This window comes from Burkholderia anthina, assembly GCF_902498995.1.
GTDB classification, from domain to species: domain Bacteria; phylum Pseudomonadota; class Gammaproteobacteria; order Burkholderiales; family Burkholderiaceae; genus Burkholderia; species Burkholderia anthina.
The window spans coordinates 218,331-235,401 of sequence record NZ_CABVLY010000003.1 but is presented as its reverse complement, the minus strand read 5'-3'; the positions used below and the strand labels follow the sequence as shown (position 1 = coordinate 235,401).

The following is a 17,071-nucleotide window of genomic DNA, read 5'->3' as shown; positions in this document are numbered from 1 at the left end:
TTCATTCGGACAACGATCCAATAAGGTCACGAAAATCAGGGTGGCAGTAGGCCTTCGCGTTCTAGTGCGCGTTGTACCGCATCACGTCGCGCGACACGTTCCGCAAGCGCCGTCCATGCAGGGAAGTCGCGGTGCATGTCGTATTGAAGCGTCTTCGCGCGACCCCAGATCCAGAACGTGAGCAGACATCCGTCGGCGACCGAATAGCGCGAACCGGCAGCCCATCGATCGCTCGACGCCGCGAGCTTCCGTTCCACCATCTCCCACACGGCACGCGACGACACACGCCCCTTGTCCGCGACTTCACGGCGGGCTGCATCGCTATCGGCGAAACGCTCGGGACGCCGCAAATGGCCGAACGTTTCATGCAAACCCGACGCACACCATGCGACCCATTCGGCGCAACGCGCCTCGCCTTGCGGATCATCGGGCCATAACTTCGCGTGCGGAAACCGCCGCGCGATATACAGCAGCACCGCAGGCAACTCCGTCACGACGAACCCATTGTCGACCACGGTGGGTACACGCCCTTTCGGGTTGATCGCGAGATAGCCGGCCGAGCGCTGCTCGCCATCGGCCAGCGCAATGCGCACCGGCTCGAATGCCTCACCCGTTTCTTCGAGCGCGATGTGCGCAGCGAGCGAGCACGCTTCCGGAGAATAGAAAATCCGCGGTACGGTCGGTTGCGCGGACATCATGCGTCGTCGATCACGGCCGTGCCGTCGATCTCGATCAGCACACCGGGTGCAAGTTTCGCGACCTCGACCGCCGTGCTCGCCGGCATCGGTGGTTTCAGATAGCGCGCACGCACATCGCGTACGGTCGCCATCGCTTCGATATCGGTAATGTGGATCGTCAGCTTGACGATGTCGGCCAGCGTCGCGCCGGCTGCGTCGAGCGTGCGTTTCAGATTCTCGAATGCTTGTACGGTTTGCGCCTCGATCCCGCCCTCGACGACCTTGCCTTGCGCGTCGCGGCCGACGTGGCCCGCGAGATAGACCGTGTTATCCGCCTTCACCGCGTATGAATATGTCGGCGTTGCATGTATGCCCTGCGGCACGATGAACTGCTTTTTCATCGGATATCTCCTGTGGAAACGAGCCCCTCGCCCGATTACGCCGCCGCAATCACGATAAGCTCGACCAGCAGCCCCTTCGACGCGAGCTGCGCCTGCAAGGTTGAGCGCGACGGTGCGTTGTCCTTGTCAACCCACGCGTCCCATACTTCATTAACCGCGTCGTAGTCGGCAACGTCGGCAAGAATCAGCGTCGTGTTCAGAATGCGCGACTTGCTGCTGCCAGCCTGCGCGAGCAGCATTTCGACCTTTTCCAGAATCTCTTGCATCTGTTCCGCGGCCGGCCGGTTCGCCGTGCCGACCTGTCCGGTCAGATAAACGGTACCGCCGTGGACGACGCTCATGTGAATGCGTTTTCGGAAGTCGAAGCGTTGAATGTCGCTCATGGTGAAATTCCTTTTAAAAATCAATGCATCAGTTGCCCGAGAAAATCCCGGGTACGTTCGTGAAGCGGATTCGAGAAGAAGGATTCGGGCGGCTGATCCTCGACGATCGCGCCAGCGTCCATGAAGATGATCCGGTCCGCGACGCGACGAGCGAAGTTCATCTCGTGGGTAACGCACAGCATCGTCATTCCCTCCTCGGCAAGGGTGACCATCGTGTCGAGCACTTCCTTGATCATCTCGGGATCGAGCGCCGAAGTCGGCTCGTCGAAGAGCATCACTTTCGGGTTCATGCATAGCGCGCGCGCGATCGCGACACGCTGCTGCTGTCCGCCCGACAATTGCCCCGGATACTTGCTCGCCTGATGTGGAATCTTCACGCGTTCGAGATAATGCATCGCACGCTCGCGGGCTTGTGCTTTCGTCAGACGACGCGTGCGCACCGGCGCGAGCATGCAGTTTTCGAGCACGGACATGTGCGGAAACAGATTGAAGCTCTGGAATACCATGCCAACCTCGCGCCGCACTTTCTCGATGCTTTTCGTCGCCCCCGAAAGCTCGACGCCATTTACGACGATCGCCCCTTCCTGATGTTCTTCGAGCGCGTTGATGCAGCGAATCATCGTCGATTTCCCGGAACCGGATGGCCCGCAGATCACGATGCGTTCGCCGCAGCGCACGGAGAGATCGACGTTCTGCAACACGTGAAAACGGCCGTACCACTTGTTAACGCCGCGCAACTGGACAACCGCCTCGTTACCATCCGGACAGGCTGGCGGCAATGTATTGACTTGGGACATGAAAGCGCCTTTCTAGCGAGGAGTTTGAAAATGCCTCTCGACGTACTTTCCGTACCTCGACAAGCTGAACGATCCGATGAAATAGATCAGCGCGACGAACACGTAGACCTCGGTGTGATACGCACTCCACTCGCCGCTGTGATACGCCGCCTGCGCAGACGCCATCAGATCAAACAGGCCGACGATAATCACGAGCGACGTTTCCTTGAACGTGATCACGAACTGGTTGATCGTCGCGGGCATCGCGATGCGAAAGGCCTGCGGCAATGTGATCAGCGCCGTCGTGCTCCAGTAGCTCATGCCGAGCGCCTGCGATGCTTCCACCTGTCCTCGTCCGACTGCCTGCAACCCGCCGCGCACGATCTCCGACTGATAGCACGCGAAGAAGAACGTGAAGCCGACCAGCGATCGCACGAGCTTGTCGCCCTGTAATACGTGCGGCAGCATCAGCGGAATGATCACGGTTGCGGAGAAAAGAATCGTCAGCAGCGGCAGCGAGCGCGTGACGTCGACGACGAACGCGGTCAGGTGACGGAACACCGGATAACGGCTTTGACGCAGCAACGCGAGTCCGATTGATATCGGCAAGCCGAAAGAGATCACCGTGATATAGATAAAAAGCGTGAGCGTGAGACCGCCCCAGCGCGACGACGGCACGACGTCTAGACCGAACACGCCACCGTGGATAATCAGCAGAAACAGCGCGTATCCGCCTAGCAGGATCGGCATCATCCGCGCAGCGCTCCACATGCGCGGCACGCACGCGAGCGCGAGCGTGCCGATCGCAATAACCGATGCAAGCGCGGAGCGCCACTGCTCGTCGAGCGGATAGAGGCCGAACAGGATGATGCGCCAGCGCGCGCGAATCACCGACCAACACGCGCCGGTTGCGTCGTTGCAGCTTTGTGGTGTCGTGCCGAATACGCCATGCACGACGGCCCACGACAACACGCGCCACAGCACGAAAGCGAATACGAGCGTGCCGACGGTCGAGAGTATGAGATCACCGGGCTGGAGCGACGCCCTCTTCATTGATGGCGGCCCGCCGTTCGCGGACGAAGCCATGTTGCCCGAAAGCGAAAACGAGTCGATCCTGTTCATTAACGATTCCCCTTGAAGGAGATTGCGCGATTCAGCGCGTTCATCACGATCGTCAGCGAATAATTCAGCACGAAGTACATGACCATCATCGCGACCAGAAACTCGACCGCCTGACCGGTCTGACTGATGCTAACGACCGACACCGAATACACGTCCGCATAACCGATCGCACTACCGATCGCCGTCGCTTTCACGATGAACAGGAAGATGTTGCCGAGCGCCGGCACCATCGATCGCAATGCGATCGGAAAGCGCACCGCACCGAATACCGTACGCGCGGGGAGCCCGAGCGCCTGCGCCGCTTCGATCATCCCGCGCGGTACGGACTGCAAACCACCGCGCACGATTTCACCGATATAGGCGGCGGAAAACAGCACGGTTGAGAGCACCAATGCAATCAGTTCGAGCGGTATGTTCCAGCCACCGCGAAAACTGAAGCCGGTCATTCGCGGCACGTCTACGGTGATCGACCCGGCGCTCAGCAGAGCGACCGTGAATATGGCGAGCGCGAGGGTGCTTACCACCATTGCATTTGTTGCTAACAAACGTCTTCGGGTCGACGCCCGCCGCCACATGAAACAAGCACACAACGCAACGAGAACGACGATCCAGGCCCAGGCGAAACGACTTTCCTTGAGTTCGATCGATGGTAAGAAGAGCCCCTGATTCGAGACGTAAAACATCTCGAACAGCGATGGTGGATTGGCGCGCGGCGCGGGCAAGGTCGTAAGCGTCGCGTACCAGAACAGCGCCTGCAACACGAGCGGCACATTGCGGAAAATCTCGACGTACGTGCGAAACATCTGCGCGACGACTCGATTCGGCGCGAGCAGTCCGATGCCGATCACCACGCCGATGAAGCACGCGAACATGATGCTCATCACGCTAGCGCCAAGCGTATTGACGAACGCGACAACCAGCGTCCACCAGTACGGATCGTCGGCGGTTTGATCGAGGAAAGGCGAACTGATCTGCCAGCCGGTCGTGCGACCGAGCACACCAAAACCGTACGCGATGCCTTGCGCGTGCATTCGCTGCCACGCTGTCACCATCGACCAGCCAATCAACGCGATCAGCACGGCCACGACACCGATCTGCAGCGTCCAGCTGGCGATACGGCTTTGCCGGTATGCGGTGTTGACGTTCATTGCAATACCTCTCGAAACAGAGTTCACGCTAGATCGCGCGAGCCAATCCTTTCGGCCGGTCGGCCCAAGCGTAGTAGTTCAGCAACACAGGCATCGTCCAGCGATTGCGTGCAAGTAATGGCAACGCCGGAAAGCTCGTGCTGTCGAACAGCGTTTGCGCTTCGTCGTGCCGATCAAGAATGCGTGCGGCCGCCTTGCGCGCGAGATACGGTCCCATTGCGTTGCCGGAAAAACAGTAGCCGAGCGCGTAGTGCATGCCTTGCGGATTCACGCCGACGTGCGGGAACAGATCGCGTGTACCGGCGCAACGGCCCGTCCACCCATGCGTGATGCGCACGTCGGCGAGCTTTGGAAAAATGAAGCGCAGGTCGTCGGCGAGTGCGGCGAGCGTGCGTCGCGACATCGAAGGGTCGTTGCCGGTGCGTCCGCCGAACAGCAAACGAGCGCCGTCGGGCGAAAACGTCATGAAATGCGAGCGGCGGCGATTGTCGTGATATGTGCGACGTTGCGGAAGCACGTCATGCCACGTCGCGTCGTCGAGCGGTTCGGTCGCGATCATGTACGAATTGATCGGTGCGAGTCGCTGCTGGAACCAGTCGAGCGCGTCGCACTTGCAAACGTCGGTGTAGCCGTTCGTGGCGATCAGGACGTCGCGACAGGAAATCACGCTACGCGCGGCGTGCACGTCGAAGCCATTGCGCGTACGTTCCATCCGCGTGACGGGAGTATGACCAACGACGCGCGCGCCTGCCGAGATCGCGCGTTGCAACATGAACTCGGTGTACAGGCCTGGATGAATCGCACCATTTTCGATCACGCGCACGCCGCCGAGATAGAGCGGCGAGCCAAGTTCATCGGCAATGCGAGTGCGATCGAGTACGTCGATCTCTTCACCGAGCAGCCGCGCGCGTCGCTCGTATTCGCGGGTGAGGCGCGTGAGATGGGCACCGCTCATCGCACCGATTACGCGGCTGCATTTGCGCCAGCCGATCGCGTCGCCCGCTTGCTCGCCGAGCGCCGCGAGGGCGTCGTAGGCCGCACGCAGTTCGCCGAAATAGCCGATCGCCTTCGCTTCGCCGAGCGTGTCGCACAATTCACCGAACGCGTGCTTGAAATTGCGCCCGATCTGACCGCCGTTGCGCGTACTCGCGCCTGCGCCCGGGCGGCCCGAATCGAGCGCGAGCACATCGCGGCCCGCTTCAGCAAGCACCCGCGCTGCTTCAATGCCCGTCAACCCCGCGCCGACGATCACGACATCGCACTTCTTAGGCAACGGCGCGCGCGCATCGAAGGTCGCGTCGTGCGGACGCGCGTCGGCCCAGTACGGACGCAACGCCATCGCATCGCCCGATGTGTCCGAAGAATCGTCGGGCGACGCATCGTACGAAACGGCATCGTGAATCGTATCGGGAAGCGGTTTCATCGGAGGCTGGCGCAGAACTGTTGAAGTCGGCGGCACGCTTCTCCGAGCACGTCCTGCGACGCGGCGTACGACACGCGGAACTGGCCGGGACTGCCGAATGCCGAACCGTGCACGGCCGCGACGCCAGCTGTTTCCAACAGTTCGCGCACGAAGTCTTCGTCAGTGTGCAGGACCGTGCCGCTCGCCGTCGAGCGCCCCAAAAATGCCGTGCACGACGGAAATGCATAGAACGCGCCGTCGGGTGTCGCACATTCGATTCCCGGAATCGCCCGCAATGCGTCGATCAACTTGTCGCGCCGCGTACGGAACGACGTGCGAGATTCCGAGACGAAATCCTGCGGTCCGTCCAGCGCCGCGGCCGCAGCGAACTGCGCGATCGACGAAGCGCCTCCCGTCAGTTGGCTTTGCACGAGCTCCATCGCCTTGATCAGTGGCGCCGGGCCTCCCGCGAACCCAATACGCCAACCAGTCATCGCATAGGCCTTCGACACGCCGTTGACCGTCAGCGTGCGATCGGCGAGATCGGGACAAACCTGCGCCATCGTCGTGTACGGATCGTCGGTGTAGATAAGATGCTCGTAGATGTCGTCGGTGAGAATCCACACATGCGGATGGCGGCGCAACACCTCGCCGAGCGCGGTGATCGATGCGCGATCGAGCACCGCACCCGACGGATTGTTCGGCGAGTTCAGGATCAGCCAGCGCGTTTTAGGCGTGATTGCGGCATCGAGCGCTTCGGGTTGCGGCAGAAAACCGTCAGCGGCCGACGTCGGCACGAACACCGGCGTCGCCCCGCACAACTGCGTGAGCTGCGGATAAGACACCCAGTACGGCGCAGGAATCAGCACTTCGTCGCCAGCATTCAGCGTCGCGAGCATCGCATTGGCGATCACCTGTTTCGCGCCCGCGCTCACGACGATCTGATTCACCGTGTAATGCAAGCCGTTATCGCGCGCGAACTTCGCGGCGACTGCTTCCTTCAGCACCGGCACGCCTGACACCGGCGGATAGCGTGTGCTGCCCGCGGCAATCGCGGCGCGCGCTGCTTCGCACACGTGGCCGGGCGTATCGAAGTCCGGCTCGCCGATCGACAGCGACAGGATGTCCTTGCGTCCCGCCGCGCGAAGATCTCGCGCCTTCTGCGTGATCGCGATCGTCGCGGACGGACTGATGCGCGACAGCGCGGCGGAACGTGTAAATGCGTTCGACATGTTCACTGTACCCTTCCCGTTAAACCGCCCGAATCGGGTTGCTCAATCGCCCGACACCTTCGATCGACACGTCGATCGTGCCGCCGTACTTGCGCAGATCGATGGTCGCCATCTTCCATGGCTCGACTGCGGGCACCGTGCCGATCGAGACGATGTCGCCCGTTTCGAGCGTGTGCGCGGCCGACAGATATTCGATCAGCTCCGGAATCCGGTACACGACATCGGACGAATGTCCCTGCTGCACGAGTTCGCCGTTCAGATGCGCGTCCATTGCGAGTGCGTGCGGGTCGGGCACTTCGTCCGGCGTAACGAGGAACGGCCCCATCGGAGAAAACGTATCGAAATTTTTCCAGCGGCCAGGATAGGTCAATTGCTCCTCGCTGCCGTCCTTGCGGCGCAGACGGATCCACTCGGACGTCGCGCGCAGGTGATGCGCGGTCAGATCGTTGTGCACCGTGTAGCCGAAGATGTGCCTGGACGCGTCGGCGGCAGCGATGTCCTTGCCCCCTTTTCCGATGATCAGTGCAAGTTCCACTTCCGGTCCGACACAGCCGATGTCGGGCAGCTCGATCGGATCGAACGGACCGGTGATGCAGGTGCGCAGCTTGATGAAGTATTGCGGGCGCGGATTCTCCGGTTTGATCGAGCGTTCCCAATTCGAGCGACCGTTGATCGCGATCGCGAAGAACTTGGGCGGTTCCGTGACAGGTGCGCGGAGATGCAACTTGTCCAGCGTGAGTGCCCCCAGTTTCAGCGCTTCCTTTTCGTCGAGCTTTCCCAGTTTCGCGCGCAGCAGATGGAGATCGATATCACCGTTGTTGGCAAGCTCGATGAACTCGATCATCGATTTCAACGGCTGGTCAATCAGTCTCGCGACATCGACGATCAATCCACTCGTAAGATGCGCACCGACGTGAATGCACGGTGAATCCGGCGTGTCGTATTGGCAGAGACGCATGGCGTTCAGGTTCCTTTGAGAGTCAGACGGCGCGCACGAGCTTGCCATTCGCGTCGCGGGAGACGCCATAAGCAGCAACGGCCGCTTCCCAGCTGATCAGATAGCGCTGCAGGTCCGCTTCGATCAATTCGAGCGGCCGCTCTTCCGGTTTGCCGAAGCCGCCGCCGCCCGGCATGTCGAGCACGACACGCGCGCCGGCCGGAATCACCTGACGCCCCTTCGGTTTGAGAAGCTCGCCCGATTCCAGGCGCAGGATGCCGTTCGCGCCGCCGCTGCCGCCCGAACGTCCGCGTGGCGCGTTATGAATGCGATCGAAGGTGGCGAGAATGGCGAACGGCGCGTCCTCGCGGCTGCCGACCACCATGGTCTGGCCCAGGCCACCGCGGAATTTGCCGACGCCGCCCGAATCCTGACGGAGTTCCTTTTTCCAGATCACGAGCGGCGTGATTGCCTCGGTCACTTCGACGGGAATGTTTTTCACACCGCTCGGAAACGGCGTCGCCGACAAACCGTCGCAGCTCGAACGCGCACCCATACCGCCGCTGTGCAGACTCATCATCATGAAGCTCGTCTGCTTGGTGCCATTGCCGACCATCGGCGTGAGGCCCATGCCTGCGCCTGCCTTGACTCCCCACAGCGAGCCCGCGCCTTCGGCCGGCGCGCGGCCCGGCAGCAATTCATGCATCGCCCCGAACACAACATCGGGCACCAGATGGCCGACTACGCTTCGCACCGCAACGGCCGAGGGGAACGGAGCATTGACGATGGTGTTCTCCGGCGCGGTCACAACGATCATGTCGAGCGACGCCGAATTGTTCGGCACCTTTGGTGCAACGACACATTTGACCGCGAACGACGCATAAGCAGCCGTATAGCACAACGGACAGTTGATGCCAAAGTCCGACACCGGCGAGCTGCCATCGAAATCGACGACGATGCGCTCATTCTCGATCGTCACCGTGCAGGCCAGATCGACAGGCTTGTCATAGCCGTCGGTACGCATGGCGTTGCTTGCCTGCTTCTTCGGCAGCGCCCTGAACGCGTCGAGCATCGCCTGGCGCGTGTTCTCGAAGATATAGTCGCGCACCGCATCGAGCGAATCGATGCGGTATTCGTGCATCAGACTGATCAACGATTTCACCGCGTTGTCATTGCACGCGGCGAGCGCGTACATGTCGCCCACGACCTGCGTCGCTTCGCGCACGTTGTTGCGCACAATCTCGATGAGCCACTCGTTGGTGACGCCCTTATCAGCGAAGCGCATGATCGGCACGCGCAGACCTTCGTGATACACGGTGCGCCCTTCCGGCGAAAAACCTACCCCGCCAATATCAACGACGTGCGATGTGCAGGCGAAGAAGGCAACCACCTTGCCGTTCAGGAACGTCGGCGTAACAAACGTGAAATCGTGCAGATGGCCGGTGCCCTGCCACGGATCGTTGGTCAGGAAGACGTCGCCTTCCTTCATTTCACTCACCGGGAAGCGCTTGACGAAGTGCGGCACCGCCATCGCCATCGAGTTGATATGGCCTGGCGTGCCGGTCACGGCCTGCGCGAGCATGCGGCCTTCGGCATCGAACACGCCCGCCGACACGTCACCGCCTTCGCGCGTCGACACACTAAACGCCGTGCGAATCAGTGTCTGCGCCTGTTCTTCGACGATCGCGAGCAGACGGCTCCACGTCACCTGAAGCTGGATCAGATCGGACTTCATATCAGGACTTCCTTTCGAGCTGGATGTAACCGGATTGCAGGATCAACGCGTCGAAATTGCGGCCGACGAGCGTGGAGGTTTCATCTTCGACGATCACCGCCGGGCCTTCGACGACCGCGCCGGGCGCGAGCTCGCGCCGCACGTGAATGCCGTGCTCGAGCGCTTCCATCAGTTCGGGATCGAAGATAGCGCGGCGCGACGATGGCCAAGCTTTGGCGCCACGTCGGGTCGGCAATTGCGTTCGCGGCGCGGGCACCGGAATATTGGCGGCGAGACTCCATGTCATCACCTCGACGCCGAGGCTCGGAATCGTACGACCGAACAGCGACTCGTAGCGCTCCGAAAACAGGTCTTCCATTAACGACTTGTCGTCGGCAGTGAGCGGTCGTGCCGGCAACGCGACGTCGATTTCGTGGCCCTGACCGCGATATCGCATGTAAGCGACCCGGGTTTCCTCGATCGCACCCTTCGCGCTCGCCTTGCGGATCGCAGCCGCGGCCTCGTCGCTCATCGATGCGAACAGATCGTTGACTGCTTGCGGATCGAATTCCTCGAGATTGACGTAGCGAGAGCGCGTCACGTGATAGCCGATCGGAGCCTGCAGGAAGCCGATTGCCGAGCCGACTCCCGCGCCGGTCGGAATCACCACCTTGCGAATCCCGCATTTGTCGGCCAGACGCGCGGCGTGCAGAGGTGCGGCGCCGCCGAACGCGATCATCGTGCGTTCCTGCAGATTCTTGCCCCACTCGATTGCATGCACGCGTGCTGCATTTGCCATGTTTTCATCGACGATCTCGCTAATGCCAGCGGCCGCCGCGCGTTCGTCGATCCCAAGCGGCTCACCGATGACCGCGTGTAATGCGCCAGCCGACGCATCGGTCGACAGGCGGATCTGACCGCCGGCGAAGCGCTCGGGGTCGAGCCGGCCGAGCATCAGGTCGGCGTCCGTGACCGCGGGACGCTTGCCACCACGTCCGTAGCACGCCGGTCCCGGCACCGACGACGCGCTCTCGGGGCCTACCGTGATACGCCGCAATTCGTCGAGGCCCGCGAGCGAGCCACCGCCCGCGCCGATCTCGACCATCTCGATCACCGGAATGCGCAACGGATAGCCACTGCCTTTCAGAAAGCGATACGCCCGGGCGACTTCGAAGGTGCGCGATTGCAGCGCGCGGTAATCGTCGACGAGACAGATTTTCGCGGTCGTGCCACCCATGTCGAACGACACGACGCTCGCTTCGCCGAGTTCCTGAGCGAGATTGCTGGCGAGTACCGCGCCGCCCGCCGGACCGGACTCGACGAGGCGAATCGGGAATTCGCACGCGGTTTGCAGCGTCGTCATCGAGCCACTCGACGTGATCATCAACAGACCGCAGTTGAAGCCGCGTTCGGCGAGCTGTTTTTCCAGCCGTTGCAAATAGCCCTGCATTTGCGGGCGCACGTAGGCGTTCGCGACGGTTGTCGAGACGCGGTCGTATTCGCGGATTTCGGGACTCACTTCACACGACAGCGAGATCGGAATTCCCGGCAGAAGGCGGGCGAGCGCGGCACCGGCTCGGCGTTCGTGATCATCGTTCGCATAGCTGTGCAGGAAGCAAACCGAGACCGCTTCGATACCGGCACCCTTCATCTGTTGCGCGACGCGTTCGAGCGCGGCTTCATCGAAGGCGACGAGTTCACTGCCGTCGGCCGCAAGCCGCCCTTCGACGCCCCAGCGATGCTCGCGCGGCACCAGCGGCTCCGGACGTACCATATAAAGGTCCGATTGCTCGAACCGATGCTCATACGCGATTTCCAGCGAATCGCGGAAGCCTTCGGTCGTCACGAGCCCGACCTTCGCGCCCTTGCGCTCGATGATCGCGTTGGTCGCGAGCGTCGTGCCGTGCACGATCGCTTCAACGTCGGCGGCTGCGATGCCGGCTCTTACCAGCGCGGTTTGCACGCCTTCGAGAAAACCCTGCTCGGGGTCGCTCGGTGTGGTCAGCACCTTCGCCGTGTGGCGTGTACCGGACACGTCCAGAACGACGTCAGTGAACGTACCACCTATGTCTACAGCCAGTCGAATCACAACGCTCTCCTTCGGTCAGGCAGTTGCACGACGTGATGCCGTGCTGTTGATCTGCTTTGTTTCGATATCCAGTCGACTGGATCGAATAGTAGGACAATCAATAAAAATTGCCACCCGGGGTAAATACTGAGTCATCGTCCTGATATTCGGAACAGAAATTTGTATAATGAACTGCATCCGGTGCGGTGGAGCCGGCAATCTGTCTCAAGGATTTTTCAATGAAACGTTTCAAGGACAAGGTCGCGCTCGTTACCGGCGCGGCTCAGGGGATCGGTCTCGCGTGCGCGGAACGGCTCGCGCAGGAAGGCGCGCTTGTCGTCGGTGCAGATCTGCAGGACTCGGTATTCGACGCGATGAAGGCGATCGGCGGTATCGGCATCAAGGCCGATATGTCCAGTCAGGACGACATCACTCGCCTGTTCGATAGCGCGCTGAAACAGGTCGGCAAGCTCGACGTGCTGGTCAACAACGCTGCGGTAACGTGCCCGGCCGATTTCCTCGACTACAAACTCGAAGACTTCGAGCGCGTTCTGCGCATCAATCTGACTTCAGCCTTCTCGGCATCACAACGCTTCTCGCGCGAACTCGTCGCTCGTAACGCACCGGGGGCGATCGTCAATATGTCGTCGATCAACGGGCAGGTCGCGCTGCCGAATCAGACCGCGTACGTGACGTCGAAGGGAGGCCTGAACCAGTTGACCAAGGTGATCGCAATTTCGCTAGCGAAGTACGGTATCCGCGCGAACGCGATCGGACCGGGCACGATCCTTACCGAAATGTCGAAGGCACGCGTGCTCGCCACCGAGGAATCGCGCCACCGCATCCTGTCGCGCACGCCGCTCGGCCGTCCGGGCGATGTGTCGGAGATCGCGTCGGTGGCGGCGTTTCTCGCCAGCGACGACGCGTCTTACATGACCGGCCAGATCGTCTATGTCGAAGGCGGCCGCCTCGCGTTGAACTACACCTGCGACGTGCCGGCAGCAGCCTGATCGGCGTCCTTCTTTGTTCTGCCGGCGCGTCGGCGCCGTTCACTCGCTACGGGAATACATGCCATGAAAATGATGCTCAAACAGGCACTCTCGATCGCTGGCACGGCGCTCACGCTCGCCGCATTCGCGCCGCCGTCCATCTATGCCGCCGGACCGAATTCGCCGACGCTTGATCGCATCAAGGCGCGCGGCAACCTGATCTGTCCAGTGCCGACTTCGCCCTATCTCGGCTTCTTCGAAGTCGGCAGCAACGGCAGCTGGCACGGCCTCGACGTCGACATCTGCAAGTCGATCGCGACCGCTATTCTCGGGCCGAATCCGAAAGTGAGCTTCTCGGCGGTGAGCTGGGCGGACCGCTTTCCGGCGCTCCAATCCGGCTCCATCGATCTGATCGCGATGTTCACCAGTTGGACACGCAGCCGCGACGCGAAGCTCGGCTTGCAGTTCAGCAATCCGTACCTGTTCGCCGGCGTGCGGCTGATGGTACCCGCGTCACTTAAGATCAAATCCGCGAAGGAACTCGACGGCGCGACGATCTGTGCGGTAGCGGGATCGACTGGCGACAAGCAGCTCGTGAACTACCTGCGCTCGCTGAACGTGAAGTACAAGATGCTGACTTTCGAGAACTTCACCGACGTCGTGTCCGCGTACAAGAACCACCGTTGCGACGCGCTGTCGGCAGCGGGTCCGGGTCTCGCGGTGCTACGCGCCGGCGAACTGAAGACGCCAGAACAGACGATCCTGCCCGATATCGTGTCGATGGAACCGACCAGCGTCGCGGTGCGGCAAGGCGACGACGCGTTCCTCGATGTGATTAACTGGACCTTCGGCGCGTTGATCGAAGCGCAGCGTCTCGGCATTACGCAGGAGAACGTCGCCGCGAAGCGCGCCGACAGGAACAGTTCGGCCGAAGTAAAGTATCTGCTCGGCGTAACCCCAGGCGTCGGCGAGGGACTCGGCTTGCCGGACGCCTGGGCGTACAACGTGATCAAACAGATGGGCAATTACAGCGAAATCTACGCGCGTAATCTCGGCGACAAGAGCCCGTACAAACTGCCACCTGGACAGAACACGCTATGGTCGCAGGGCGGGCTGCTGTTCTCGCCGACTTTCGACTGAGTGATGAACGAGCCTCATATTGCGGTGAGCAGCCGTATGGGGGATTGACTACAATTTCAACGCCGCCGCCAACGTTGGCGGCACGTTCTTTTCTGAGCCGCCACGGCGATGGAAAGATGCGGAGCCAGCGCGCTGCGTTTTGCCGGCGGCCTCGCCTCACATTACATCGGGATTTATGGACACAACGATTCTCAAGGGACTGACGGTACTGGAGCGGCTCGCCGAAAGCGAACAGCCACGCGGCGTCACCGAACTGAGCCGCCAGATCAATCTGACCAAGAGCAACGTCCAGCGCGTGCTGAGCACGCTGGTCGAACTTGGCTACGCTCAGAAAGATCCGGTCACTGGCCGCTATGGCCCCACGCTGCGGATGTGGGAGTTCGGCTACAAGACCTTGTCGCGCGATCGCGTGCGGCTCGCGGCCGCCTCACAGCTGCGCCGCCTGCACGAGCAATGTGATGAAACCGTGTTCCTGTGCATGGGCGACGGGCTCGACATCATCTACGTCGACAAGATCGAAAGCAACGACGCGAATCGCGTATTCTGCATGATCGGCATGCGCCTGCCCGCATTACGCACGGCGGCGGGCCGGGCTATCCTCGCGTTCCATAGTGAATCGATGTGGGAGCAGGCGATCGCCGAGTCGAAAAGCGTGGACCCACAGTGGATGACCGACGATGCGGCTGCGGAAATGCGTCAGCGCCTGACGCAAATTCGTGTCGATGGCTACGCGACGTCGATCGGTGAATTCCGCACCGGTACGAACAGTCTGGCTGCTCCGGTCTGGAATGCAGACGGCAAACCCATCGCCTCGGTCGTGCTCAATGGAACCAGCGATAGACTCGGAGCCGAGCGCGTCGTGTCGCTCGCCTCCGACGTCGTAGGCGCCGCCACACGTATATCGGAAACGCTCGGTTATCGCGGTCACTGACGCCAGCAGAAGCCGCGCCCAACGTCAAGGATTGCAATCGCTTGCTGCCGACGCGCCTGCACCGGTCGTCGAGCCGGCTGCCACGTCGTTTCTTTCGTTTGCCATATTCGCTCCATGTCGATAGATGAACAGGCTCCAGGTTCGTTTCGCCGTTTAACCAACATCGTGTCCCGAACCCCGAAGGACACGGCACAACCTGCCGGGAACGGCCAGACAAAGCAGCCTAGGTACACTTACATGACGTGGCCGCAACAGATTGACACCCGATAAGCGAAGCAGACTCACCCAGAAATCCTCGATGCGTGCAAAGGCATCCAGGACAGAAGACCGCCCCCGCAGCCACGAAACAGAGACCGGCAAAACCCAGCCCTCGTTCGAAGACAATACCAACGAGCGTTGTGCCCATTGCCACGGCCAGATAAGTCAGTGAACTGTCAGCGCCGTTGCCATGCCTTTCGCCGCGCCGGCCTAATCCGGAAAAATGATCATCGGTTCAGATTTTCCATTTCGGCGCGTAGTAATGATCGCCTTCGATCTGTACCGCTGCGGCGACTGATTCGATAGTCCGGAGTTCGTCCGCTTCCAGCGAAATCTCCGTAGCTGCAATGTTTTCGTCAAGACGACTGCTTCGTCGTGCCGGGAATCGGCGTCAGGACCGCCGCCAGACTCCTGACCGAGGTCGCCCACAAAGCGTTCGCTTCGGCCGCCCACTTGGCGGCCTACGCTGGTCTTGCCCCGGTCACCCGGCGCTCAGGCTCATCCATCCAGACGCGGCAACAAGGTGCTCCACCGCGCCTTGTTCCTATCCGCCTTCACGGCATTGCGGGATCCTGTCTCCCGGGCTTAGTACGCGCGCAAGATCCAGCAGGGCAAGCGCTACAACCAAGCGCTCATCGCGCTGGCACGGCGACGTTGCGACGTCCTGTTCGCCATGCTGCGCGACGGCACCATTTACCAATCCAGGTCAGCCCCTGGCGCTTGACGAAACACATAGGGGGCCCCCACACAGACGTACTTGACATCGGTCTTCCCGTTACCGAACTGACCTCTAAGTTGCTACTCCGTTAGGGGACATTGGTGCGTGGTGAGAGAAACGTCAACTTAAGCCAGTCGCCCTAAATCAAGCCGCGATGCCTGCCAACCGACCGTGGATAATCTCCGTCGCTTCGCTCACGATGCGATCAACGAGTTCCTTCACAATCGGGATATCGTGGATCAACCCGGCGACCAAGCCGCACGACCATGCGCCCGCGTCGAGCGCACCCTCCTTCATGATGCGCGGATAGACGCCAGCGACCTCTTCGACGATATCGTCGAACCGGATACCGGCGCCGAGCTTGCTTTCCTTTTCGAGGATACGATCAACCGCAGCATTGCGCAGCACGCGCTCGGTATTGCGCAACGGGCGCATGACCAGACGCGTGTCCAGTTCGGTGGCCTCGACCAGCGCCTGCTTCACGTTCTCGTGCACCGGCGCTTCGCGGGTGGCGATAAATCGCGTCCCCATGTTGATGCCGTCCGCGCCCAGTGACAGTGCCGCAACCAGCGACCGGCCATCAGCCATGCCGCCGGAAGCCACGAACGGAATCTTGAGCTCATCGGCTGCGCGTGGCAGGAGAATGAAGTTCGGAATGTCGTCCTCGCCGGGATGACCACCGCATTCAAATCCATCGACGCTGACCGCGTCGCAGCCAATCGACTCGGCCTTCAGCGCGTGACGAACCGACGTGCACTTGTGGATCACCTTGACATGCGCCTCCTTGAGCGCGGCCAGATAGGGCTGCGGGTTGTTGCCGGCAGTTTCGACGATCTTGACCCCGCCTTCGACGATGGCCCGGATATAGCCGGGATAGTCGGGCGAAGTGACCGTCGGCAGGAACGTGAGGTTCACACCGAACGGCTTGTCGGTCATCTCGCGACAACGCCGGATTTCGGCAGCGAGATCGGTCGGCGTTCGCTGTGTCAGGCCGGTAATGATGCCGAGGCCACCTGCGTTGGAGACGGCTGCCGCCAGTTCCGCATACCCGACATGGTGCATGCCGCCCTGGATGATCGGATATTCGATACCGAAGAGTTCTGTAATCCTGGTTTTCATGATGTTTGCGGATTAAGTTAGTACGAAAGCACGTTGGCATGCGGAGAACACCTCGC

At 61.2% G+C, this 17,071-nt stretch carries 15 protein-coding genes and 1 pseudogene; 4 read left to right on the top strand and 12 right to left on the bottom strand.

Annotated features, from left to right (window positions below; genetic code table 11):
- Positions 1–35 precede the first annotated feature (35 nt).
- From BME24068_RS06240 to BME24068_RS06190, 11 genes are all read right to left on the bottom strand, one after another.
- The gene (locus BME24068_RS06240; protein WP_420887530.1) at positions 36–593 is read right to left on the bottom strand and encodes a glutathione S-transferase family protein; all 558 of its coding nucleotides are present in this window, start codon (positions 591–593) and stop codon (positions 36–38) included.
- A gap of 101 nt (positions 594–694) precedes the next feature.
- Positions 695–1,078, bottom strand: a complete 384-nt coding sequence (locus BME24068_RS06235; RefSeq protein WP_096502664.1) for a RidA family protein — start codon at positions 1,076–1,078, stop codon at positions 695–697.
- Positions 1,079–1,113: 35 nt separating this feature from the next.
- Entirely contained in the window at positions 1,114–1,461 is a 348-nt protein-coding gene (locus BME24068_RS06230; RefSeq protein ID WP_096502666.1) for a RidA family protein, read from the bottom strand.
- 20 nt (positions 1,462–1,481) lie between these two features.
- Positions 1,482–2,258 (bottom strand): amino acid ABC transporter ATP-binding protein, encoded by a 777-nt coding sequence (locus BME24068_RS06225; protein ID WP_096502668.1) that lies wholly within the window; start codon positions 2,256–2,258, stop codon positions 1,482–1,484.
- Between the two features lie 12 nt (positions 2,259–2,270).
- Complete coding sequence (locus tag BME24068_RS06220; RefSeq protein WP_174925485.1) at positions 2,271–3,290, bottom strand: amino acid ABC transporter permease; 1,020 nt, start codon at positions 3,288–3,290, stop codon at positions 2,271–2,273.
- Positions 3,291–3,358: 68 nt separating this feature from the next.
- Complete coding sequence (locus tag BME24068_RS06215; RefSeq protein WP_174925484.1) at positions 3,359–4,507, bottom strand: ABC transporter permease subunit; 1,149 nt, start codon at positions 4,505–4,507, stop codon at positions 3,359–3,361.
- Between the two features lie 28 nt (positions 4,508–4,535).
- A complete protein-coding gene (locus BME24068_RS06210; RefSeq protein WP_174925483.1) occupies positions 4,536–5,930 on the bottom strand; it encodes an NAD(P)/FAD-dependent oxidoreductase in 1,395 nt (464 codons plus the stop codon).
- Positions 5,927–7,141, bottom strand: coding sequence for a pyridoxal phosphate-dependent aminotransferase (locus BME24068_RS06205; RefSeq protein WP_096502676.1), 1,215 nt, complete (start codon positions 7,139–7,141; stop codon positions 5,927–5,929). The genes BME24068_RS06210 and BME24068_RS06205 overlap by 4 nt, the downstream gene beginning before the upstream one ends.
- A 19-nt stretch (positions 7,142–7,160) precedes the next feature.
- Positions 7,161–8,147, bottom strand: a complete 987-nt coding sequence (locus BME24068_RS06200; protein WP_162826229.1) for a fumarylacetoacetate hydrolase family protein — start codon at positions 8,145–8,147, stop codon at positions 7,161–7,163.
- On the bottom strand, positions 8,122–9,813 hold the full coding sequence (locus tag BME24068_RS06195) for a hydantoinase B/oxoprolinase family protein (RefSeq protein WP_096502680.1): 1,692 nt from the start codon (positions 9,811–9,813) through the stop codon (positions 8,122–8,124). The genes BME24068_RS06200 and BME24068_RS06195 overlap by 26 nt, the downstream gene beginning before the upstream one ends.
- 1 nt (position 9,814) lies before the next feature.
- Complete coding sequence (locus tag BME24068_RS06190) at positions 9,815–11,881, bottom strand: hydantoinase/oxoprolinase family protein (protein WP_174925482.1); 2,067 nt, start codon at positions 11,879–11,881, stop codon at positions 9,815–9,817.
- 218 nt (positions 11,882–12,099) lie between these two features.
- Here BME24068_RS06190 and BME24068_RS06185 point away from each other — a divergent pair, with 218 nt between their 5' ends.
- The 4 genes and pseudogenes from BME24068_RS06185 to BME24068_RS06170 form a co-directional block, all read left to right on the top strand.
- Entirely contained in the window at positions 12,100–12,870 is a 771-nt protein-coding gene (locus BME24068_RS06185; RefSeq protein ID WP_096502684.1) for an SDR family NAD(P)-dependent oxidoreductase, read from the top strand.
- A gap of 63 nt (positions 12,871–12,933) precedes the next feature.
- Positions 12,934–13,989, top strand: a complete 1,056-nt coding sequence (locus BME24068_RS06180; protein ID WP_174925481.1) for a transporter substrate-binding domain-containing protein — start codon at positions 12,934–12,936, stop codon at positions 13,987–13,989.
- A gap of 175 nt (positions 13,990–14,164) precedes the next feature.
- Positions 14,165–14,920 (top strand): IclR family transcriptional regulator, encoded by a 756-nt coding sequence (locus BME24068_RS06175; protein WP_096502688.1) that lies wholly within the window; start codon positions 14,165–14,167, stop codon positions 14,918–14,920.
- A 633-nt stretch (positions 14,921–15,553) separates the two neighbouring features.
- Positions 15,554–15,902: pseudogene (locus tag BME24068_RS06170) on the top strand (transposase); the annotation flags it as partial.
- 138 nt (positions 15,903–16,040) lie between these two features.
- Here the strand turns inward: BME24068_RS06170 and BME24068_RS06165 are convergent.
- Entirely contained in the window at positions 16,041–17,015 is a 975-nt protein-coding gene (locus tag BME24068_RS06165; protein ID WP_096502690.1) for an NAD(P)H-dependent flavin oxidoreductase, read from the bottom strand.
- Positions 17,016–17,071 lie beyond the last annotated feature (56 nt).